This is a genomic window from Verrucomicrobiota bacterium, assembly GCA_034440155.1.
GTDB lineage: Bacteria > Verrucomicrobiota > Verrucomicrobiia > JAWXBN01 > JAWXBN01 > JAWXBN01.
On the sequence record JAWXBN010000098.1, the window covers coordinates 1 to 23,248 of the forward strand.

Annotated in this window: 16 protein-coding genes, 1 tRNA gene and 1 pseudogene; 7 read left to right on the forward strand and 11 right to left on the reverse strand. The window is 47.4% G+C overall.

The window, feature by feature from the left end:
* Positions 1-611: 611 nt before the first annotated feature.
* Both SGI98_10265 and SGI98_10270 read right to left on the reverse strand, forming a co-directional pair.
* Positions 612-1,751, reverse strand: a complete 1,140-nt coding sequence (locus SGI98_10265; GenBank protein ID MDZ4743787.1) for a DEAD/DEAH box helicase — start codon at positions 1,749-1,751, stop codon at positions 612-614.
* 23 nt (positions 1,752-1,774) lie between these two features.
* Positions 1,775-1,921, reverse strand: a pseudogene (locus tag SGI98_10270) (VF530 family DNA-binding protein).
* Between the two features lie 231 nt (positions 1,922-2,152).
* Here SGI98_10270 and SGI98_10275 point away from each other — a divergent pair.
* Positions 2,153-2,590, forward strand: coding sequence for a hypothetical protein (locus tag SGI98_10275; protein ID MDZ4743788.1), 438 nt, complete (start codon positions 2,153-2,155; stop codon positions 2,588-2,590).
* 712 nt (positions 2,591-3,302) lie between these two features.
* Here the strand turns inward: SGI98_10275 and SGI98_10280 are convergent.
* The 7 genes from SGI98_10280 to SGI98_10310 all read right to left on the reverse strand — a co-directional run bounded on the left by SGI98_10280 (position 3,303) and on the right by SGI98_10310 (position 10,948).
* Positions 3,303-3,379 (reverse strand) — tRNA-Pro (locus SGI98_10280).
* A 109-nt stretch (positions 3,380-3,488) separates the two neighbouring features.
* A complete protein-coding gene (locus SGI98_10285) occupies positions 3,489-5,099 on the reverse strand; it encodes an Rne/Rng family ribonuclease (protein ID MDZ4743789.1) in 1,611 nt (536 codons plus the stop codon).
* Positions 5,100-5,104: 5 nt separating this feature from the next.
* On the reverse strand, positions 5,105-6,283 hold the full coding sequence (rodA, locus tag SGI98_10290; protein ID MDZ4743790.1) for a rod shape-determining protein RodA: 1,179 nt from the start codon (positions 6,281-6,283) through the stop codon (positions 5,105-5,107).
* Positions 6,284-6,288: 5 nt separating this feature from the next.
* The gene (gene mrdA / locus SGI98_10295; GenBank protein ID MDZ4743791.1) at positions 6,289-8,409 is read right to left on the reverse strand and encodes a penicillin-binding protein 2; all 2,121 of its coding nucleotides are present in this window, start codon (positions 8,407-8,409) and stop codon (positions 6,289-6,291) included.
* Between the two features lie 3 nt (positions 8,410-8,412).
* Positions 8,413-8,928, reverse strand: coding sequence for a rod shape-determining protein MreD (mreD, locus tag SGI98_10300; protein MDZ4743792.1), 516 nt, complete (start codon positions 8,926-8,928; stop codon positions 8,413-8,415).
* Positions 8,929-8,976: 48 nt separating this feature from the next.
* A complete protein-coding gene (gene mreC / locus SGI98_10305; GenBank protein MDZ4743793.1) occupies positions 8,977-9,861 on the reverse strand; it encodes a rod shape-determining protein MreC in 885 nt (294 codons plus the stop codon).
* A gap of 43 nt (positions 9,862-9,904) precedes the next feature.
* Positions 9,905-10,948 (reverse strand): rod shape-determining protein, encoded by a 1,044-nt coding sequence (locus tag SGI98_10310; protein ID MDZ4743794.1) that lies wholly within the window; start codon positions 10,946-10,948, stop codon positions 9,905-9,907.
* 112 nt (positions 10,949-11,060) lie between these two features.
* Between SGI98_10310 and nadC the strand changes: the two genes are divergently transcribed.
* Entirely contained in the window at positions 11,061-11,924 is an 864-nt protein-coding gene (gene nadC / locus SGI98_10315; GenBank protein MDZ4743795.1) for a carboxylating nicotinate-nucleotide diphosphorylase, read from the forward strand.
* 206 nt (positions 11,925-12,130) lie between these two features.
* Here the strand turns inward: nadC and SGI98_10320 are convergent, their stop codons facing one another.
* Positions 12,131-12,619 (reverse strand): DUF2062 domain-containing protein, encoded by a 489-nt coding sequence (locus SGI98_10320; protein MDZ4743796.1) that lies wholly within the window; start codon positions 12,617-12,619, stop codon positions 12,131-12,133.
* 138 nt (positions 12,620-12,757) lie between these two features.
* Between SGI98_10320 and SGI98_10325 the strand changes: the two genes are divergently transcribed.
* On the forward strand, positions 12,758-16,231 hold the full coding sequence (locus SGI98_10325; protein ID MDZ4743797.1) for a hypothetical protein: 3,474 nt from the start codon (positions 12,758-12,760) through the stop codon (positions 16,229-16,231).
* Here the strand turns inward: SGI98_10325 and SGI98_10330 are convergent.
* The gene (locus tag SGI98_10330) at positions 16,223-17,323 is read right to left on the reverse strand and encodes a uroporphyrinogen decarboxylase family protein (protein MDZ4743798.1); all 1,101 of its coding nucleotides are present in this window, start codon (positions 17,321-17,323) and stop codon (positions 16,223-16,225) included. The genes SGI98_10325 and SGI98_10330 overlap by 9 nt on opposite strands.
* A 286-nt stretch (positions 17,324-17,609) precedes the next feature.
* Here SGI98_10330 and cysS point away from each other — a divergent pair, with 286 nt between their 5' ends.
* The 4 genes from cysS (at position 17,610) to dprA (ending at position 23,021) form a co-directional block, all read left to right on the forward strand.
* A complete protein-coding gene (gene cysS / locus SGI98_10335) occupies positions 17,610-19,058 on the forward strand; it encodes a cysteine--tRNA ligase (GenBank protein ID MDZ4743799.1) in 1,449 nt (482 codons plus the stop codon).
* Between the two features lie 74 nt (positions 19,059-19,132).
* On the forward strand, positions 19,133-20,515 hold the full coding sequence (locus SGI98_10340; protein ID MDZ4743800.1) for an FAD-dependent oxidoreductase: 1,383 nt from the start codon (positions 19,133-19,135) through the stop codon (positions 20,513-20,515).
* Between the two features lie 303 nt (positions 20,516-20,818).
* The gene (aroB, locus tag SGI98_10345) at positions 20,819-21,895 is read left to right on the forward strand and encodes a 3-dehydroquinate synthase (protein MDZ4743801.1); all 1,077 of its coding nucleotides are present in this window, start codon (positions 20,819-20,821) and stop codon (positions 21,893-21,895) included.
* A gap of 22 nt (positions 21,896-21,917) precedes the next feature.
* The gene (dprA, locus tag SGI98_10350) at positions 21,918-23,021 is read left to right on the forward strand and encodes a DNA-processing protein DprA (protein ID MDZ4743802.1); all 1,104 of its coding nucleotides are present in this window, start codon (positions 21,918-21,920) and stop codon (positions 23,019-23,021) included.
* Positions 23,022-23,248: the final 227 nt, after the last annotated feature.

A 23,248-nucleotide genomic window follows, 5' to 3' on the forward strand; every position in this document is an offset into this window, starting at 1 on the left:
ATATAATAATTAACAATACGTAGCCCTACTTCAAAGACAGCGAAACGTTAGTCCCATGGTTCTTGGGTGGGGGTGAGGGTGTGGAAGGATTTTCAATAATGGCCAATCTTGTACCATTCATTCCAATAAAACTGGCTTTCGGGAAGTTTTCTTTGTCTTTATCTCGTCTCCAACAATCCCAGTGCACTTCATGATTTATAAACAATGCGGCAACTGCCGCAATAACCCTTTGCTGGCAACGGAGGGAGAAGACGCTAAAAATTACTCTAGAAACCCCACTGAAACCGACCAATGTTTTATTGCCTTCCGAGGCTTGGCAAATTGTTCTTGGTTCGTCTTTTAGCTTTATCACCATCTCATCATCTGGTAGTGAGGAGAATCTGGGGATCAGCTCAGTTAATCACTTGATCATAGGTTGATTGTGCATATATAAGTAGGGACTGTCCTTAAAACGGGGAATTTTCAAACCAGCTCAAATGGCCAGATTGCGGACAGTGATATCTACTAGGATTGTTGAGACGGGATTCTCGCTTGTAAGAGAATCTCGTGTCTACCTTTTCCAGCACAGATCACACTTTGGACTCCCCGCCCTCCAGACACTGACTTCTGACCTACTCCCTCGTATCTTCGACGACTTTGCCTTCGCGCAAACGCACGCGTATGACCTTAATCCCCAGATCTTCAGAGTAACGTCTCACCAGTCGCGTCTCCGCCTCCGTCAGTAATGAAACTGCCACTCCTTTGGCCCCTGCGCGCCCAGTTCTGCCAACCCTGTGCAGATAGTCCTTGCTCACCGACGGGGCATCGACATTGAAAATGTGTGTGACTCCCGGGATATCCAGTCCGCGGGCGGCAATATCAGAAGCAATCAACACCTGAACACGCCCTGCGCGGAAATCATCCATGGCCTTCTTTCGATCCATTTTTTCATAGGCCCCATGTAAGTCCGCGACAGGCACATGATGAAAGTCCAGCTTGGAGGCGATGGTCTCCGCTGTTTCGTTCCGGTGTACAAAAACAATGGCCTTTTCAGGATTCATGGCGTGAATGAGTTTACGCAGGATATCCGGTTTGTCGCGTTCCTCGCAAACGAGATAAAGGTGTTCGATATTTTCGTTCACTGGTTGCGCCCCAGTTTGTAACATGACGAGATTCGGCGCGAGCTTTTCAATCTCCACACCGCTCCTTGACTGTTCTGTGGCCGAGACAAAGATCAACTGACGATCGCGCGGGGCTGCGAGAATGATATCGTGGATAAACTCCGCACTCTCATCGCCGAGCAGACGATCAGCCTCGTCCACGACAATGGTTTTAATCGTTTGGCCCTTGAGTTTTCCCATAGCTATCAATTCGCGGATACGGCCCGGTGACCCGACCGCGATGTGGGGTTTCTTTTTCAACTTCTCGATCTGGCGCGCCATCGATGTGCCGCCGATCAATAGCAATGTTCGGACTGGCATACCCGAATGTTGTGCTAGGTCCGCACACTGGCGTTGAATCTGGATGGCCAGTTCGTGTGTGGGCGCGACAATGATGACCTGCGTGATGGGTTGCTTCATATCCATCCGGCAGAAGAGGGGCAGGAGGTAGGCGAGCGTTTTTCCGGTCCCTGTTTCGGAATGGATGTAGGCATCCTTCCCCGCCTGTAAGACAGGCACGGCCGCGGCCTGAATCGCCATCGGTTCCGTTATTTTCTGCTTTGCCAGCGCCGCTACAAGAGAGTCCGGCAAACCCAATTCACTGAAAGTCATGCTTCGTTCCTTTCCCCGGGACATCACTCCATATCATGCGTTTTGTGCCAGTGGTCATCAAAATTCCAGTCTTCCACCTTTTCTCGTGCCCAGGGATTTTTCCGTAAAAAGGTGAGACTTGATTTGATCGTCGGACTCTAGACCAAATAGCGGATAGGGATCCGCTTGGCTGACATTATTTGGAAGTGTCTTTTGGCTTTATCTTCTTCGGCTTCTTGACTTCTTTTCTCTTGCTGTTGTTACCTTTGCCCATAATGAACCCCCGGTTAATGTTTCCATCAGTTATGCCCTAAAGCTGACACATTGCAACAGCAGAACCTCGAAATAATGCGAACACCCTCTCGACACGGTTACCACGGAGCAGATATGCCAATACTGCATCCATCTGCAGACCGTCAAGAATGTCGCCCTCTCCTTCTCCACACGCGCCCCCTGACCGAGAAAGAGGTGTTAAATCAATTCTTCGGTTCGCCAAAACCGACTTAATTTTTGAAAAAAATTGCCTTCTTGCCAACGGGGCCCTCTTCAATCCGGACGACTACATCGTCAGAGCGGACAGTAATCCTCCACAGAAAAACCAAACCAAACGAGCTCGTCCCTGCATGAAAAAATGGAACCGGACAAAAACGATTTATTACGACGAGGTGATGAAATCTCTGGAGTGGATTGACAGCTGCAAGCCGGGAATTATAAGGGAAATCGAAACTCAAATCGTGCGCCTCCCATTCATGAAGGAGGGGGAAGAAAATAAAATGCTGACTGCGATCCGGCAGTTTTTAGAAAAAGATGTAATTATTAAGTACACGAAAAAGTTACTGAATCGCTTTAAAAATAAATAACGCCACATCAACTAGTTTACTAAAGTTGTTTGTTGATATTCTTTTCAGTAGACTGAATCTTCTCCCCCAATGTGGTGTGGGGGAGGGAATTATTTCCAGTTGTTATTTTTCTTCATTGCTCATGGGTTGTTTTTCAGGCCATTCACTTCCTCAAATCTTTCACAACCCGATTAATCTACCCTGACTCAGGACTGAGTGAGGGCGGAATATATCCCTTTTAACGTGGTCCTATCTGTCCGTGACATAAATACAGCAGGTTTTAAAATAATAGAGGTTCTCCTTTGAGAAGACGTTTCATGTATTCTGTAAAACGCATTTCAGGAATTCCGTAGTACGACACCCTAAAAAAACCGTGCTTCCCTAAATATTGGGCGAATGAGAACGGATACAAAAAATGGGATTTAATGCCCTGAGGTGTCCAAAATATATTGATTCCTTGTGTCTATGATAGAGTCGAAAAGATGGGGTTAAGAATCGATTTTATGAAGATAAATGAGCTGAAATTCTATTATACATTGGACAGGGGGTGAAATAAGTAGAAGTTGGAAGTGCACTGAAATGAATGACTTCTGTTATGTGTCCAAAATACAATGATTCGATTGGATTGATTTGTCTAAGGTTGGATGACTTGAAGTGTCCAAAAAAGCGTAGTTCCCTACACTACAACCTACAACCCTACAAAAACACCTGAAATCATTAAGTGGAAAAATAATGGTCGGGCCGGTGAGATTCGAACTCACGACCTTTTGAACCCCATTCAAACGCGCTACCAAGCTGCGCTACGGCCCGAACCTAAATACATTTTGCCACATTGAATAATGCGGCAAAAAGATGAATGATTACTTTAAGAGGCTTCCGTCCGATTTGTAAATAGCTGATTTTCGGAAGAATTGCATGATTAAGCCCCGTAAACCAATAGTTCCTCGTTGGTGACGGAATCGGTGATTTTAAAATGTTCGATAGGCATTCCGGCGTCAGAACGGAAAGAGAGTTTACCCGCATACTTTCTTTCGAGATCCACAAGTAAATCCTCATCTTCCTTACGGAGGCGGTTAAGGATTTCAGGGTTAACAAAAATACGGTATTCACGACCGGGTTCATTTTGGCGCATGATCTGGGCTACACGGCGTTGGAGCTCGACACTGATACTCTCGGGGGATTTAACCACACCGCGACCTTTACAGCTAGGGCACTCGACATAAACAGCGCGTTGGATGCTTTCGGCATGGCGTTGACGGGTCATTTCCATGAGTCCGAGCTGGGAGATCGGTAGGATATGGGTTTTTGCCTTGTCCTTGCGAAGATTATCACGCATACGGTTAAAGACGGACTGTTGGTCACGGCGACCTTTCATATCGATAAAGTCGAGGACAATGAGTCCTCCGATATTACGCAGTCGTAACTGGCGGCAGATTTCATCAACAGCCTCAAGATTAGTATTCAAGAGGGCGTTTTCATCCTGTTGTCCGCCGACTTTATGTTTGCCCGTATTTACGTCAATAGCAACCAAGGCTTCTGTTTCATCAATAATGATATAACCGCCGCTCTTAAGGGAAACTTGCCGGTTAAAGGCGTTGCTGATTTGTTTTTCAATATTGAATTTTTCAAAAATCGGTTGAGGATCCGCATAATGGCGTACACGGTTGACGGAACGTTTGGAAATACGTCCCATAATGTCCTTGATACGTTCACTTTCAGTCGCGCTATCAATGACAATGCGATCGACCTCCTCGGTAAGGAAATCACGGACCGTCCGCTCGATGAGGTCGGGTTCGCGGAAAAGGCAGTTCGGCGAGGAGAGGTTTTTCATTTTACGCTCAATATCACTCCATGTCTCGACGAGCATGGCTAGATCGCGGACAAAGAACCTTTCCTTTTGTCCGACTCCCGCAGTGCGCATGATAAGTCCCATGTCACTGGGGATTTCCATATTTTCCAAAATTTTGCGGAGGCGTTTACGTTCCTTGGGATCCTCGACTTTACGCGAAATACCACATGCATCGGAGAAGGGCATGAGTACAAGAAAACGTCCGGGCATGCTGATATTTGTGGTGACGCGGGGACCTTTGTTTCCGATAGGTCCTTTGGTGACTTGGATCATGACGTCCGAACCGGGAGGGTAAAGGTTAGGAATATCTTTTACTTCAATTCTTTTCCTGCTTTTCTTCCGTCCGTTACGATCGATTTGTTCCATTTCTTCGTCCAAAGCAGCCGGGATCATGTCCCAGTGGTGCAGGAAGGCATTCTTTTCAAAACCGATATCCACAAAAGCGGCCTTGAGTCCGATCTCATGGTTTTTGATCTTTCCTTTAAAAATACTCCCGACGATACGTTGCTCTGTGGTGCGTTCAATGGAAAACTCCTCGAGTTTGCCTTTTTCCAAGAGTGCCACCCGGTACTCGAGTTTTTCGACGTTAATAATGATTTCCCGATCGGTTTTAACGCGTCCGAAAGAAAGGATTTTTTTGACAGTTTCTTTTACTGATTCTTTTACTGATTCGATGCTCATAATTTTCATTTTCTTGAAGGGTTATAATAGCCTGCTGCATTGGCAGGAGGCTGATAAGATTTACGGTGTATCCATACGCTCTGGACAATACCCAGCGCGGATAGGGTGATAATCAGGAATGAACCGCCATGACTGATAAATGGCAGGGGGATTCCTGTGATAGGCATGACCCCGACGGTCATTCCTATGTTTTGAAAAAAGTGGGTGAAAATAATCATAGCGACCCCGATACAAAGAATACGACCGGATAACTCAGTGGTCCGGGTGGCTATCCGGATAATGATACCCATCATGATAGTGAATAGAAAAAGAATGGAGCAGCTCCCGACGAACCCGATTTCTTCAGCGACAACCGCAAAAATAGCATCAGTGTGCGCAACATTGCGGGGAAGATATCCGAGCTTATTCTGGGTGCTGTTCCCATAACCTTTTCCCCACGTGCCTCCAGTTCCAATCGCGGTTTTCATTTGCAAGATCATAAATCCGGATCCACGGGCATCAGCTTCCGGATCGAGGAATGAGGTTAGGCGTTTTTTCTGGTATTCCTTGAGTTTGAATCCGGGAACAAAATCATTATAGACAGCCACGCAGAATACGCAACCGGCAAGGATCAGAGATATAAGGTAACGTTTCGGAATACCCACAATAAACATGATGATAAATGTCACCGGGAGCATGACCATGGCTGAACCCAGATCGGGTTGTTTTAATACCAGCAAAAGAGGAACGCCCAAGATGGCGAGGGAAATGATTAAGTAGATAATTTTGCGGTGATCCTGTTTCGGGAAACTCAAGACATAAGCCAGTAACAGGATGAGTGATACCTTTGCAACTTCTGAGGGCTGGATATGAAAGGAGCCAAAAAAAAGCCAGCTTTTGGAATTGTTAATTTCTTTGCTCCATGGGGTCGGCAGTAATACGAGAATCAGCAAAACCAAGGATACACAATAAAAGTGGGGTGCTAATATAATGATTTTCCTAAAATCAAACATCATCACGAAAAAATAAGCCAGAAATCCCAGACCCATCCAGTGTAATTGGGATTCCCATGCGGTATTCAGGGACACGATCTCGGTTCCGGACTGGGCACTCTTGATAAAAAGAATGCCGATGGCACATAAGGCCATTGCGCAAAAAAACAAGGTCCAGCTTTGGTTGAATATTTTTTTCGGGTTGAAGTCCATAATCATTACATTCTTAACCCCCGTGCACCGCGGATTTTTGACTTGGGATCACCACTTTTTTCCTGTTTTTTTGGAGGTTCGGAGATTTCTTCAGGAATAGTATCGATAGGGAGAGCCTCCGTTCCTGCAGGATTAAGTGCAGATTCTGGTGTCGTAGCCTGTTCGGGAGCCAACTGTGCTTGTACCCCTGTTGTCTGTGTGAAGAACTCGGGGGAGAGTGGCTCGGGTGCTTCTCCGAGTTTCACCTCCGGAAGGCTGAAAATCTGATTCCATATTTGACCCGCCACAGGAGCAGAGGTAGCACCACCCGAGACACCGCCTTCCACCATGACGACCAGTGCATATTTGGGTTTATCAAATGGGGCAAAACTAATAAACCAAGTCTTATTGTCTTTGACGGTGGCTCCAGAGGGCAGACGCCGCCAAGCTTGGGCCGTTCCGGTCTTTCCGGCGATTTTAATCCCCGGCACGCCCCCTTTACCACCTGTTCCATTTTCCACGACTTGGAGCATACCTTCACGGATTACTTTTAAATTTTCCATTTTAAATCCGGTCTCGTTTTTAATGACAGGTTTGCTTTGCACGACGACCTGACCATTAACATCGACGATTTTAGAGACGAGATTTGGTTTGTAGAGGGTGCCCCCATTGGCAATTGTGGAGGTCATCATGGCCATTTGGAGTGGGGTGACCAAGACAAATCCCTGTCCGATGGATGTATTGGCAGTATAACCCGCCCCCCAGAAATCTTTTGGGTACATTTTTTTCAACCATCCGGGGCCGGGCATCACTCCAGCCATTTCATTAGCGATCTCGAGGCCGGTGGATTCACCAAATCCAAGTTTTTTGCCTGTTTGATAAATAGCCTCCGGTCCCGCCCTGAGTCCGATCACATAGAAATAAACGTTTGCAGACATGGCGATGGCCCTGCGCATATTCATCGGGCCCAAATACTGTTTACCAAAGGACCAACATTTGAAAAAGTGGTTACCTATCTGCATGCCCTGTGTGCAATCAATGACGGTATCACCTTTAGCCTTGCCGGTTTCAAGGGCTGCCAAGGCGATGACTGGTTTAAAAATCGATCCTGGAGGGTATGCGCTGACGGAGCGATCAAAAAGTGGAGTATTCGAGTCATTATTTAATCGTGCCCAATCATTCCTCGAAATAGCAGGAACAAAAGCATTTGGGTCAAAGGAAGGGATCGATGCCATGGCTAGGATTTCCCCCGTATAAACATCGACCAATACAGCAGCGCCACGCCCCACGCTTTTCAGGGCGTTCTCGACAATTTGCTGCATTCGTCCGTCAATTGTCAGGTACACATCACCGCCAGGCAAGGCGGGGTGCTCCGAGACTTTTTCCTCGATAAATCCTTTTGTATTTACCCGGATCATACGTCCGCCTTCTTCACCTTGGAGATATTGATCGAAATATTTCTCGATTCCCTGTTTTCCGATGAATTCCGGGGCGAAATCAAAATTGTTATTTTCATTTTTTTCTGGGGGACGCTCGAATTTGCCGACATATCCCAAGATATGGGATGCGAGGTCGTTTTGGGGGTAAAACCGGCTGGCGACGACTGTAATATCAGCTCCTGAAATAATGGGGCTGTTTTCATAGAATTTTGCCAGCCGTTCCTGGTCGAGATTAAAATTCACCCGGTAAGGTTCGAAAGGTTGTTGGTCGTAATGCCTCTCGACACTGCGGACAGTGGCAGCGGATTCCGGGATATCAAGTTTTTCGATCAAACGAGGAATACGGGACTGCACGATAATTCCTACGTCCTCGACTTTATGACCGCCTTTATTGATTTTATACGGGATGGGGACTCCTTTGGGAAAGCTACGGATCATCTCCTTGAGGTAAAGTTCGACAAAAAAAGTCGGTTTATTGTCCGCAAGAATCACCCCGTAACGATCACGGATCAGGCCCCGGGCACTGGGAAGGTGTTGGGAGCGCAGGGATTGATTCTCCATTTGTGAAATGTAATAGTCGCCCTTAATAATCTGGGTTTTCATCAGGAATACAACAAGGATGGTGATGCCAAAAATCATCCCGAAATAGACGAATGCTAACCGTGACTCCACTGACATGAGGAAACTGAATGTTTTTTTCCGTTCCATAGTTTATTGGGCCATTTTCCTGCGATTTTTCTTTGGCAACTTTATTTTCCTGAAAATATTTATCATCCAGAAAACAACCGGGGTAAGGAAAAGATTCACAATACTGGTATAGAGGATGATTTCGCTGATAGAAATCGACCAGTAGAATCCTCCTCTTTGGAGAATGCTCACGAGCAAGTATGAGATGGTACATACCCAGAAAGTGGCGACAGCTCCTGTGAGCATGATAGGGATGAGTCCTTTGTGGTAGAGGATATGCCGTTGGGTATGGATCATCATCCCGATGGATACATAAGCAAATGCGCTGATTCCCATCAGGTTATTGGAAAGGGCATCCTGGATAATACCAGCGAGAAAGGAAAATATGATGATAGTCGTCAGGCTGCAGCTCATCCCGGCATAGGCGATCAGACAGGAGATAATCTCCGGTCTAACCCCATGAAATAATCCGGATGGCCCCATTGATGTCTTGAACAACAAGGCGATAAACAATCCGATTAAAAGTGCGATAATGGTCATGTGTTTGTCTTTCCCGGTCAGGGGGGAAGATTCTTGTTTTTATTTTGATTACCGGCGGCGGGCTTTTTTATCAACATCGACCAAAATGAAAGCGTATTCAAGATTGGCGAGGTTGACCGATGGGCGGATAATGGCTTCCTTATAAAGCCCTAGTGTTCCACTCGTTTTGACTTCCCGTACCTCAGTAATTGTTCCGATTTTTATTCCGGGAGGGAATACCCCCCCCAGACCGCTGGTGATTACTTGCATGCCGGGCCTGACATCGGCTTTGCGGGCGATGTATGACATGCGTAAAACAGGATTTAGCTCGGTGGACTCACGGGTGCCGGCGACGATTCCGTGTTCGCCATTCTCAGAAATGACGGCGGCTACTTTGCAGTTTTCATCGATGAGCATGATCATCCGGCAGGAGTTTTTAAATACGGTAGTGACTTTACCTGCCAAACCATCCGGTGTGATGATGGCTGTATTGCTTTCAAGATAGGGGATTTCAGCGAATCCTTTATCCAACATCAGGCCTTGCCACCAAATGGAGGCATCACGGGCGATAATCCTTGCTGCTGCCAGCTCAAAGGGGGAGTTTTTAACGAAGCCGATCATATCCCGGAGATTATCATTTTCTTTAACCATTTCCCTGAAGCGGTCATTTTCTATTTTTAGGAGTTGATTTTGTTGAGTGAGGTGTGTGTTCTCAGCTTGAATCACATCCAAGGATTTGAGGTTCTGACCCACATGCTGGAATTCTGATTTGGTTTTCGAGATTGTCCCGAAAAATGGCGCGTAAAAATCACTGATGATTTGGGGGATGCGTGCGATGGAGAAACCTTGTGGGTTTTGACCGTTTATATTCTTCGAGGGACGACCAAAGACCAGCAGCAGTACCACTGCAACCAGTACCAAGATCGATACACCAATCAGAATGACTTTTTTCATCGGTTCTCTTTATTTTAAAAACGGGAATTAACCGCCGGTTGCACTAACCGTGATAAGTTTTCGCCTCATCGATGGATATTTCACGGAGAAGCTGAGGATAACTTAAAACTTTCCCGATTCCTTCGGCCACGGCACTCAATGGATCTTCAGCCACATGCACAGGAAGACCCGTCTCATCCGCGAGTAATTTATCGAAACCTTTCAGCAGAGCTCCTCCCCCTGCCAAGACCATCCCGCGGTCGACAAGGTCAGCACTGAGCTCGGGAGGGCAACGGTCAAGTGTCACGCGGACGGCATCCACGATAATCTTGATCGGGGCGGCCAAAGCTTCCCGGACTTCCTGTGAGGAAAGGCTGAGAGTCTTCGGTAGGCCTAGGATTAGGTCGCGGCCTTTGATTTCCATGCTCATTTCGTGTTCAAGAGGGGTCGCTGAACCAATTTTAATTTTGATTTCTTCGGCAGTGCTTTCGCCAATGAGCAGGTTATACGCACGCTTGAGGTATGTCACGATTGCTTCGTTGAACTGGTCACCTGCGACACGCACGCTGCGGCTGTAAACGATTCCGCAAAGCGATATAATCGCTATTTCCGTAGTCCCACCGCCGATATCCACAATCATATTTCCCGCTGGTTCTTGTACAGGCAAACCAACCCCGATTGCAGCTGCAAGAGGCTCTGGAATCAATGAGGCGGAACGGGCCCCGGCATTGAGGGCGGCTTCACGCACAGCCCTTTTTTCGACTTCCGTAATGCCTGAAGGAACCGCGATGACGACAATGGGGCGGATGAACTTGCGGTTGTTATTTACCTTATTGATAAAATGTTTGAGCATTTCTTCGGTGATTTCAAAGTCGGCAATGACACCTTCTCTCAAGGGCCTGACAGCAATAATATTAGCAGGGGTACGTCCGAGCATTCGTTTGGCTTCATCCCCGACGGCGAGGACTTTGCGTGTGCCTAGGGAAACGGCCACGACGGATGGCTCGCGGAGAATGATCCCGCGGTCTTTAACATAGACAAGAGTATTAGCAGTGCCTAAATCTATCCCGATGTTTCTGGGGAATACTCCCAAGATCTGGTCGAACATGCGCTAAATCCTTTTAAGAAATTGAAATTCATTGCAAAATATTATTAATTAAGACATTTCTAGTCTCATCGACTTTTTCCGTCAAGACCATTAACCTAACTAAATAAAGCCCATGAAATCAACACAAATAATTGAGCCGAAAGAGTATAGGATGATTTTGGAGGCTGCTTTGGCGGAAGATATAGGCTCCGGAGACGTGACAAGCATCGCCACTGTGCCCGAAAATGCCCTCTGTGAGGGGGTTATTTTTGCAAAAGAAGAGGCGATTATTTGCGGAACGCAAATTGCTCAAGAGGTTTTTAAACAGGTCGATGGAAAAATTACTGTCGAAATCATTACTCCTGATGCGCAAATTGCTCCCGAGGGCCGGGAGGTTCTACGGATAAAAGGCCCGGCCCGGGGAATTTTGACGGCCGAGCGTACGGCATTAAACTTTTTACAGCACCTTTCGGGCATTGCGACATTAACTCATAAATATATGGAGCAAATTGCGCATACCAAAGCCCGTTTGCTGGATACACGGAAAACGCTGCCTGGCTGGCGCAAATTGCAAAAGTACGCAGTCGCATGCGGAGGCGGAACCAACCACAGGATCGGGCTTTATGATCTCGTGCTAGTCAAGGATAACCATCTCAAACTCATGAACCGCGAAAACCCCGGTGACTTCTCAGTGGCGGTGGCCCGTGCGCGCAACTTGTTTCCCGGCTTAAAAGTCGAAATCGAGGCTGAAAGCTTTCAGGAATTCCAGCATGCCTTGGATGCGGGGGCGGATATTATCCTCCTCGATAATATGACGTGTGAACAAATGAGTAAATGTGTAGTGTCAGCAGGAGGCCGTTGCAAGCTAGAGGCCAGCGGGGGAGTGAATCTCCAGACCGTGAAGCAAATTGCTGAGACCGGAGTGGATTTTATCTCAGTCGGCGCCCTGACCCACTCGGTTCGTGCCGTCGATCTTTCTTTGGAACTGATTTTTTAAACCATGGGATGTTTGCGGTATTGAGGAGCCTATCTGTGATGCTTGTAATGATTGAATAAGGGAAAACGTGGTTGTAATTCAATTTTCCGGCTAATTCCCAGTAGGGTTTGAATATCGTCGGATGTTTTTTACCCCCTTGTCCCAAACTAAGCCGGAAAATGATCTAATCATCCTTTCAAAGGATGGGGGGTGAAGCTTAGGGGGAATCAATCGTTTCGTTTTTGTTTTATTGCGAGTTTTTCTTTCGTCTTTTGGTATTCGTAGACGATGCCTTTCATCATAAAATAAATAATGAAGCTTAATGGGAGTGCTAGAACGGCCGAACCAAGGAGCAGGGGAAACCCGACCCCGAAGAAAGTTGTCCAGTTTAAAATATCCTCGAGTTTAAAGGAATGCATCGGTAAGTGACCTCCAAAATGGTGGGGATCGGAGAGGATCCAATGGCCGACTTGGTACTGGATGAGCAGGACACCGGGCAGGAACGGGGAGGCTATGTCATGAATCGTCACTCCGACAACCGCGGAGATCTTGTTGCCGCGAAAAAACCATGCGTTTAAGATACCTAAGAGCGTTTTCAGCCCGAAAAGGGGAGTAGCACCCCAGAAAAATCCAATAGCGAAACCAAAAGCAATGGAATGAGGGGTGGCATCCAAGTTTAAAAGCTGGTCTTTTTGTTTGATAAACCATTTGCGCATAGGGAAAACACCGAAATGTTACAATTAAAAGGGTATCATTTTTGTCTTCTTTAGCTTAATGAAAACAGAATTAAGCTTTGATATATAAAGCAGTTTTAATGAACATACAAATGCGAATTTAATCCAGAGATTAATCATATGATTTCAGACAGACAACACCGTAAAGATATTCTTGAATCCGTCGGGCTGCATAATACCCATGATGGAGTGTATAAAAAACAGATGGATGAATATATCAATCTGAAGCTAGCGGCCAGTGGTTTGGCTGTCGCAGCCAGTATGGATGAGCTTCCTCTATTTTCCCTGGGAAAATCGATCATTCGTAGTGCGATAGAAAAAAACAGAAAACTCAGCGAGTCCCTTTGTCCTGTCGACCAGAGAATACAGGATTTTCTGGATGCATACCTTTCCGATGTCCCGGACAAGAAGAATATCCGATTGCCGGCTAATACATTGACTTTGGATTTTCATGGACTGGCCCGAGAGCTTTCTCTTCCCCATAATGGTGATCAATACACCTCCGAAATCCTGAGTTCTTACCGGGTAAAGCAGGGAGTGCTTCATAACCCGAAAAGTGATCGCCGGACCACTGAAGGTGTTTTTCATGTTGTGGAAGGGGGCTTGGCCATTCCTGCAGACAAGAAGGCCGTACCGAAAGCTGTTTATTCGAGGATTTTACACCATGCGCTGCATCCCCCGAGTTCACTCTTGGACTTGCCATTCTTGAAAGGGTGTACTGGTAAAACAGGCTCTTTTGTCAGTTTGTTACTGCGTCCGATTATCAGTCCTGAGGTTATCGGGATCAGTCCTGAGTTAAGAATGGAAATCAGGTTTTTTGCACCCGGGAGTATGACGAGTAACTTGGATTTTGTGGAATCGATTTTCGGCAATGCCGGTGACCCGAATCTCCAAGAAAACAATGCTGCACTCGATGAACTCCACTGGAGCGGGCACACGGGCTGCGTGATTTTGGCCCCACACTTGACCAAGTTAACGAAAAAGGAACTGGGACTTCCCCACAATGATGTGGCCACCGTACACCAACGCGGTGATGGTATGTGTTGGCAGGATGAAGGCGAGCTTTATAATGATGGTCAGGCTTTCAAAGTCACTTGCCGTGATCAACGGGGGATTATTGTTACGATTATTGCGGATAATTACTTTGGTTATTGCAAAAAAGAGGTCAAGACCCAGATCAGTTATGCATGCAATTTGCGCGGACTCTCCGAAGAAGAACATGCAGGAGGAGCCATCGCATTCCGGAGTTATGACCTCGGGGACCAATTCGTCGCGGATGATTCGAATAACCAGTCGAGTCATACTTTAAAAGAGAATTTGGAGAGATTAGGGTCATTGATGAGTGTCCACCAGGATGGGTACGCCATCGATAATGAGTTCCCGGACATCATCTACTTGCCGGAGAATTCTGTGTTTAACCTCAGGGAGAACGAGATTTGTTGGAAGACCGGGGGAAAGTCTGGAAAGATTAATTTATTAACCGGCGTCTCTTACCTCCTTCCCAGTGGTTACCGTGTGGAGTTAGTCAAACCATCCGAATTACGTCGGTGGCGCTTGGTAGGGACATATCCCGAGGGAACCTTTTGCCATAAGCCATGTACGGTATCCGGTGGCGGAAAATCTGAAATTTCGAAATCCATTGCTGATGCGATCCTCAATGGACCTGTTTTTATTGCCGATTTTGAAAGGGATTTCGAGTTTGTCCGCCAGATTCTCTTTAAGAATTATTCCACACGTTTCCGTGATGAAACAACCAAACAGGATAATCGTCCGCTCTTGAGCAGTGAACGAACCTTGGGGTCTGTCATTAAATTGCTCACACCCAGCCCGGAATATAACGATGAGTATAACTCTTGGTTGCGTTCGATCCCCCCTCATATCCATGATCTGACATTGGTCATCAAAAGGTTATACCGGCCTGAATGGGGTGAGAAATGGATGGATCAATTCAGCGTGGATAGTGTGGACGGATTGCCGGGTAATGAGCTGAAATACAATAATCAGAAATTAGTCACGCAATATCTCCGGGTGGGATTTGACCAGCAGGGTAAGTGGAGGACTTTCACCCTGAGGAAGGATTATATGCCTTCAATGAAAGTCCAGATGGAAGATGATATCAGTGCCTCTCTGGTCGTTCCCATATCAAGACTCCGAAATTTGAATCCCCATTATGAGAACCCCTCAGTGAAATTTGTCACAAATTGCGAATACCGCTTTTTCCAAAGGCCCGATGATGCGATTCATCGTGGTTATGATAAGCGGACCGAAGAAGATTTTTCTGGATCGGCCGGTTTCTACAGTAATTATGAGGCCTTGACGCGTCAGGATGCCCTCCAAATGATGTCTGTTCCGGTTAAATTCGATGAATTTACTGATCCGATTAAAAAAACAATTCGTGACTTTGCGTCAGGAATAAAACCGGATTATTTAGTGTGTCCTGACCAACCCCGTTTTGTCGATGGGAAACGTTCGAAAAACCCGCGGTATTTGCAAGTGCGCCCCGAGCTGGAGAATCCCCGCTCAGTTTATTTGGCCGAAATGATGACACGAATGTACCGTAAACTCCATGTGGGTGAGCCTGTATATCATCCCGTGAATGCTGTCCTGCCCGGTCGCAGGAATAACCCACCCGAGCAAGGGATCAGACCATTGGCTGTCCTAAATCCGATTCATTATCAGGAATTGCCCGAGCTGTTTATGGATTTCATCAGTAGTCTGACAGGAAAGTCCCCTTCGACGACAGGTGCGGGTTCTGAGGGTGCGCTCACAAAAGGTCCATTCAATGCTTTGTTACCGGTGCATGACCTGAACTATGCCCTCATTTCATTTATTATGACGGGATATAATGGATTCTCGACTGCGGCTGCTTATGTCGGACCAAAATATCAGGTGGCCCATGATGTCAGCCTCCTGGTGCCGGAAATCTGGGCCAGAATGATGCCTAATGAAAGGGAACCTAGATATTTGATGAGTATTGGAGCCCTCGAAAAGCTTGAAGATTTCGAATACAAGGGCAGGAAAGTGCTCTCCAGCCGTTTGGGCTACCGGATTACCGAACGGTTTACACGGGAATTCCTCGGACGTATGTTTAGTAATCCTGAAACGGTCTTTACCCCTGACATGATGCGTCCGGAAAATCAAGGGATCGAATGTTTTATCGATGGTGTGGATAATATCGTCGAAACAATGAAGAGAGTGGCGCTAAATTATTTTGAGGACGGGTCTATCGATGCGGCTTGCCCTCCTCTCAGGGCGTTATTGCACATCATGGCTTATGGGGAATATGAAAGTAAAGATGTCCAACATCCTGATATCCGCACCCTTTTCACCCGTGAACAGGTTATTGCCAGTGATTGGTATCGGCAAAGGCTCCTTGCAGCCCAGAAATCCGAAATAGGACGCTTGGAAAAATGTTTGTATGCTTTCAAGGAAGCCAAAACAAAGCCCCATCTCTTTGATGATGGGTTTTGTGAGACTTTGGACGGCAAAATCAACCGGCTTGAAAACGGTATTGCCGAGGTCTCTGCCGCAGGATATATTGAAGGCCTCGTGGGAACGATCGGGACCGAGCCTTTTTTCCCCCTATCAAAATGATCCGTATTTTTTGACCAATTCCATCAGATAAAGGTAATTCTCCCAAGTGACTTGGGGAGGAATCGAGTGGTCGCTGTGATAAATATAGCCGCCACCCTTTTTGGCCATCGGAATTTTGGCGGCGACCTCAGCCTCATATTTTTCACGGTCATTGCTGATGAGGACCATAATGTCAATATTCCCCATGAAGGCGATTTTTTCGCCATACTTGGGCTTGAGCTCGCGAATGTCGATATTGGCTTTGGATTCCATCGGCTGGAAACAGTCGAATCCATTTTCGAGCATAGCCGGGATTAAAGGACGGAAATCCCCGTCTGTATGGTAGATGACTTTTCCTTGGCGTTCCTTGAACCAACCCACATGGCGTTTGTGGGAGGGTTGTACCATTTTCCGGTACATGGAAGGGGAGCAGAATGGGCCGTGGTTATAGGCGATATCTCCATAAATCCATGCCCCGTCGAATTTAGCCCCTTCTTTTTCAATATAATCATATGTCCTCAAAACGATATCTGTGAGCGTCTCGAAGACATCGCTGACGAGTTCCGGGTCCTCCGCCATTAATACGCAGAGTTGTTCGTGTCCAAAAATATCTTTGGCTATTTCGAAACATTCTACCCCGTTCCAGTAAAACCACAGGTCCTGGTCCTTACAGATTTTCATTTTGGAAAAAACTTCTTCCTTACTAATCCGTTTTTCAACGGGAGTAGCAAGTAGTGCTTTTTTGTGAATTTCCCAAGTTTCACGGTCTTTGACGGTAAAACTCTCGTGTTCAGGTGTGCCTGCTTTTGATTTCCAGTATCGAACCACAGCCCCTTGCCCGTCGAGGTAGCTGACCCATTCATCAGTTTCGCGAATGACTTCCCGGCGGCCTTGATAGGCACTCATCTCCATCCATCCAGCCCCCCACATATCAAAATCAAGATAACGATAGAGCTCGTCCCAGCCCATGTCAGCCGGCATCCCTTGGGATTTCCAGTTCTCGATAGTTTCCGGCCAAAAGGAGTCCATCCGAGGAATATGGTCGGTTTCTTTGTGTTCCATGGCGAGGATTACCCGTTCCCGGGATGTGAGTGTGGTGGGGAGTGTTTTCATAAGATGAGATTAATTTGTATTTATCCATTATGATGAGTGAGAGCCCCTCAAGAATCAATTTTTTAATATACCGATTTGATCACTAAATAAGGTATATTTACACTTAAATAGAATAGAAGATACTGGCGGACAGTGATTAATGGATAGACTGCATTTACGAGTATGATTATATTATGTATTTTAATGATTTTACACCGTATGATCTTTGAGGATGCAGGGGTAAAGAATCGGATGTTGATTTTAGAAGGTTTTTACTTTTTGCTGACGGGTCAAAATACAAAACATTATGTCAGTCCGTCTTTTTGATACACTTAAGCGTGAAGTTCGTCCCTTGGAGGAAACTCAATCCGGGGAATTCCTCTATTATTGCTGTGGACCTACGGTTTATGGCCCCGCCCACATCGGCAATTTCCGGACTTTCCTGATTCAGGATGTGCTCCGCCGAGTCTTAGAGGTTTCCGGTTTTTCCGTCAAACATGTCCGGAACCTGACGGATGTGGATGATAAGACTATCCGTCATTCCCAGTCCCAAGGGAAAACGCTTGGGGAATTCACAGATTACTGGACAGGTTTTTTTCATCAGGATTGTACAGAGCTTAATATCCTGACTCCCCATGTCGAGCCCAGCGCGGTCAAAACGATTCCCGAGCAAATTGCGATGATTGAAAAGCTCATGCAATCGGGCTTTGCCTACGCAGGCCAGGACGGATCGGTTTATTTTAAGATTAATGCCTTTAAAACCTACGGACGCCTGTCCCATTTACAACAGAGGGAGATCCAGGTCGGTGCATCGGCATTTGGTGCCGGTGATGCGGATGAATATACTAAGGATAACGCCTCGGATTTTGCACTTTGGAAATCACATAAGCCCGAGGACGGGGCCAACGGCTGGGAAGCTCCTTGGGGTAAAGGCCGTCCGGGCTGGCATATCGAGTGCAGTGCCATGTGTAAACATTATCTAGGGGATACGATCGATTTGCATTCCGGGGGCGAGGATCTTGTTTTTCCCCATCATGAGAATGAAATCGCCCAGAGCGAGGCGGCTAATGGTGTGGAATTCTGCCGGCATTGGTTCCATATCGCCCACCTGATGGTGGATGGGGCAAAAATGAGTAAGAGCCTAGGGAATCTCTATACCCTCGACGATATTAAAAAACGCGGTTTTACCGCTAATGAAATGCGTTATGTCCTGATCAGCGGCTTTTACCGCCAGCCGTTGAATTTCACCTTTGACTCGATGCATGCCGCTAGCAGTGCCTTGGGCAAATTGCGTAAGATGGCCGAGCAAGTTGCACTAGTGGCTGATGAAAAGATCGATCTTGTTTTAAATTTCCGCCCTCAAAAACAATTTATTTATGCCGGTGAATTTGTCGATTTTTGGATGTCATTACAGGATGACTTGAATATTCCCAAAGCCCTTGGTGGCCTTTTTACGGGGGTGAAAAAAGTCGAGGATGCTTTAAAGTCGGGCACTCTCACCCAAGACGCTGCGAAACTCATCCTTTTGGATCTCGGGCAGGCTCTTTATGCTTTGGGACTACATTTGCCTGAGGCGAAGGGGGAAATAAATGTCGTTGCCGAAATCCCCGAGGATGTGCAGCAACTTGCGCAGGGGCGCTGGGATGCTAAACAATCCAAGGACTGGGCTAAAGCGGACGAAATCCGTAAGCTACTCGACGGGATGGGGTGGATTATTAAAGACCGTAAGGATGGATTTGATATAGTAGCGAAATGATGTCGCCTTTTTACTGGGGGAAAATAGCCATTCCTTTAGAAGAAACTGATTGATTAGAACGGAGATTTAAACTCATGAAAACTTACGATTTTATCGTTATTGGAGGGGGAAGTGCCGGGTATGCCGCTGCGCGGACGGCCCGGGAATATACGGATGCAGTCGCGATTATCGATGGGGCCAAAGAGCTCAGTGGACTGTGCATTTTGCGAGGGTGTATGCCCTCGAAGACACTGATTTATTCTGCTGAGATCCTGCACCTCGCCCAAAAAGGCAAACTATTTGGTTTAGACATTCCGGAGGCCGCCGCAGACATGCGCAAATTGCACGAGCGTAAATCGCGAATTGTCGGGGAGTTTGCAGGGTATCGGCAGGAACAGATTACATCCGGACGTTTTGATTTTTACCCGTCCTACGCGCGTTTTGTTTCACCAAATGAAATCGAGCTCACTGATGGTACCCGGCTGGCGGGAAAGAGGTTTTTTATCTCGACGGGCTCGACGGTCAGTGTGCCTCCGATTTCAGGCTTGTCTACTGTTCCCTTCTGGACGAGTGATCATATCCTAGATTTGGATTTTATCCCGGAGTCGGTGATTGTGTTAGGCGGTGGAGTGGTGGCTTGCGAACTCGCCCAGTACCTCGCCCGGATTGGTTCCCGTGTCACGCAGATCCAGAGGAGTGAACACATTCTCAAGGAGACAACCCCGGAAGCTGCCGAAGTCATCGAAAAAGCATTCACGGATGAGGGAATGGCTCTTTTTACTGGGACACAAATCGAGAAAATCAATTATTCCGATGATCAGTTCACGGTTGTTTTTAATCACCTGGGGAAACTATCCACACAAAAAGCAAAGTATCTCTTTAATGCGCTGGGCCGTGAGGCCGCGACGAAAGGTTTGAATCTTGATGCTGCCGAGATCAAGCTCAGGGCCAACGGCAAGATTGACGCCAATGAGTACCAGCAAACCAGCAATGCCGCAGTTTATGCGGGTGGAGACTGCACGGGGCCTTACGAGATTGTCCATATCGCGATCCAGCAGGGTGAAGTGGCCGGGAAACACGCCCTAGGACAAATCACGACTCCCATGAATTATAACAATTTGCTCAGTGTAGTCTTTACCGATCCTCAAGTGGCCCTCTGTGGCACTACGGAAAAAGATCTCAAGAAAAAAGGGATTCCTTACATTTCGGCCAGTTATCCCTTTGATGATCACGGCAAGTCCATCCTGATGGAGGCCAAGCGGGGTTATGTCAAAGTCATTGCTCATGCACAGACAGGCAAATTACTCGGTGCGGAAATCGTCGGTAAAGATGCCGGTGAATTGATCCATATTTTCTCCACTGCCATTGCCCTCGGGGCCACGGCCGCTGACATGGTGAAAGCGCCTTGGTATCATCCGACCTTGGCAGAGATCGTGACCTATCCACTGGAAGAGATTGCCGAGAAGATTTTGTCTTAATGGCCTTTTTCCCTTGAAAAGCGATTTGCTTCGCTAGCCGGAGTGGCAGTAAAAATTCAAGGTTAATCAGGGATGGAATGTCTATTCTCTAAGGAAAGTATCCCCGGATCAAGGCGGCTATCTTCTGGCATGAAAAATGGCAGAATGAGGACGAATCCTACAGTAATCTCAGGGTGGACTCTTCCAAGGGGGGCCCTCGATACCTATCGGGGCGGGATGACAAATTCTTTTTGGCTGGGGCGTTGATCTTTCGACGGTGTGGGTTTCCTTGACGGCATTTGTGTGACGCTTTAAGCAAGATGGATGCAGCAAATTGTTCCAGTCAAACTCGGGTCGCGTTCCTATGACATCCATATCGGTGCGGGTGTTTCCGCGCAAATTGCGGATGTCCTTAAACAACAGGCATTTTTTAAGAGGGGGATGATCGTCACCGACCAGAGGGTTTCAGGCCTCTACCTGAGGAAGATCAGGAAGACCTTGTCTGAAGCCGGATACGAGACGGGTGAATATATCCTTCCTCCGGGGGAAACAAGCAAAACCCTTTCGTACTGTGAAAAAGTCTTGAGCCAAATGGCCAAAGATAATCTGGAGAGGAACTCATTTATTATTGCCTTGGGCGGTGGTGTGATCGGGGATCTAGCTGGTTTTGTCGCCTCCTGTTACCTCAGGGGCATCCGTTTTGTCCATATCCCCACGACTTTACTGGCGATGGTGGATTCATCTGTGGGCGGGAAAACAGGGGTGAATCTCCCCGAGGGCAAGAATCTTGTCGGTGCTTTTTACCAACCCGTCAGTGTCCTCGCCGATCTGGATATGCTGAAGAGCCTTTCCGATAGGGAATTCTCCGCTGGCATGGCTGAAGTGATCAAGTACGGGGTGATCCGGGATAAACCTTTTTTCTATTTCCTCGAAAAGAACATCGAGAAAATCAAAGATAAAGATTTGGAAACCCTTACTGAGATCGTTAAGCGTTGTTGCGAGATTAAAGCAGAAGTGGTCTCCGAGGATGAGCATGAAACAACAGGGTTACGCGAGATTTTAAATTTCGGCCATACGATCGGCCACGGCATCGAAGCGGTCGGGGGGTATGGCAAATTGCTCCATGGTGAGGCCATCGCCGTCGGGATGGTCTTGGAGGCGAAATTAGCTGCCGAAAAGCTGGGCTTCTCCGCTGACGCATCGAACCGCCTACGCAAATTGCTGGAGGCTTTTGACCTACCGACAAAGATTCCAGCTGTGGACAAGGGGCTTTTACTCCGTTCCATGGCCCGGGATAAAAAAGTCCGTGACGGGAAATTGCGTTTTTCTATTCCTGAGGATTTCGGGGCGACTGCCACCGGGATTGAATTCAGCGAGGATGAAGTCCGCAGGGTTATATAATTCTTTTTTTAGGGCGGGGCTTATGGATAAACGTGAAGCACTCTTGATTTTAAATTTGATCCCGCAGATCGGGCCGGTGCGTGTGCGCAAATTGCTCGAGCGTTTTGGGGAGCCAGCGGATATACTTGCGGCGAACCGCAAATCATTACAGGAAGTAAATGGTATCGGTGCGGAAATCGCGCAGAATATCATTGATTGGGAGAAACATGTTGATTTGGAGGCTGAGCTCAACGCCGTGGAAAAGGCCGGGGCCCGCCTTCTCATTGAAGATGATGGAGAGTATCCCGGTAACCTGCGTGAGATTTATGATCCCCCTTTGGTTCTTTATGTCATGGGCAAATTGCTCCCGCGTGATGACAAAGGAATAGCCGTGGTGGGCTCACGAGAGACCAGCAACTACGGGATGGAGACCGCAAAGAAGCTTTCCTACCAAATGGCCTATTCAGGCGTGAGTGTCATCAGCGGCTTGGCCCGTGGGATCGATACCGCCGCTCATCAGGGGGCTCTGGCGGCAAAGGGACGGACTGTGGCGGTCATCGGTGCTGGGCTGAATCAAATTTATCCTCCAGAAAACCAGTCGCTAGCAGATAAGATTATCGAGACGGGATCAGCTGTGATTAGTGAATTCCCCATGAATGCGAAGCCCACCCCGCAGAATTTCCCCATGCGCAACCGTATCGTCAGTGGGATGAGTATGGGCACTCTTGTCGTCGAGGCGGATCTCAAAAGCGGGGCCCTCATTACCGCACGGATGGCCCTCGACCAAGGAAAATTGCTTTTTGCGGTCCCCGGTCGGATCGACAGCCTGCGTAGTCGGGGCTGCCACCAGTTGATCAAACAGGGCGCGAAACTTGTCGAGGATGTCGGGGATGTATTAAGCGAATTTGAGTTCCTTTTCCCGAAGGAAGACAATTCTGCCGGTGAAAAACCTGCCCTCGCACGGGCTGATCTCAGCGATAATGAAGCGTTGATTTATAAACTCATCGAAACCGACGAGGTGGATATCGACACCCTGATCGAAAAAAGCAATTTGCCCAGCCCTACAGTCTCCGCCACCTTACTCGGGCTCGAGCTCAAACGTCTGGTGAAACAACTCCCCGGAAAACGTTTTGTCCGTGTGGGTTAAAGTTTGTATTTTGCTCAGTCGCGTGGAAATGAAGGGTGCCGGGGGAGTTACGTATATTACCCGGGAATTTTGATCCGAAAAAAGCAACTTGCCCAGTCGGATGGTGTCCGCTACCTTGCACGGGCTCGAGTCGATGCGTTAGATTCAGGTTTTTGCCTGTCAAATGCCTCTGTGGAGCGAGAATTAGCGAATATAAAAGACCGTATATTCCCTATTGTCTTGAGACA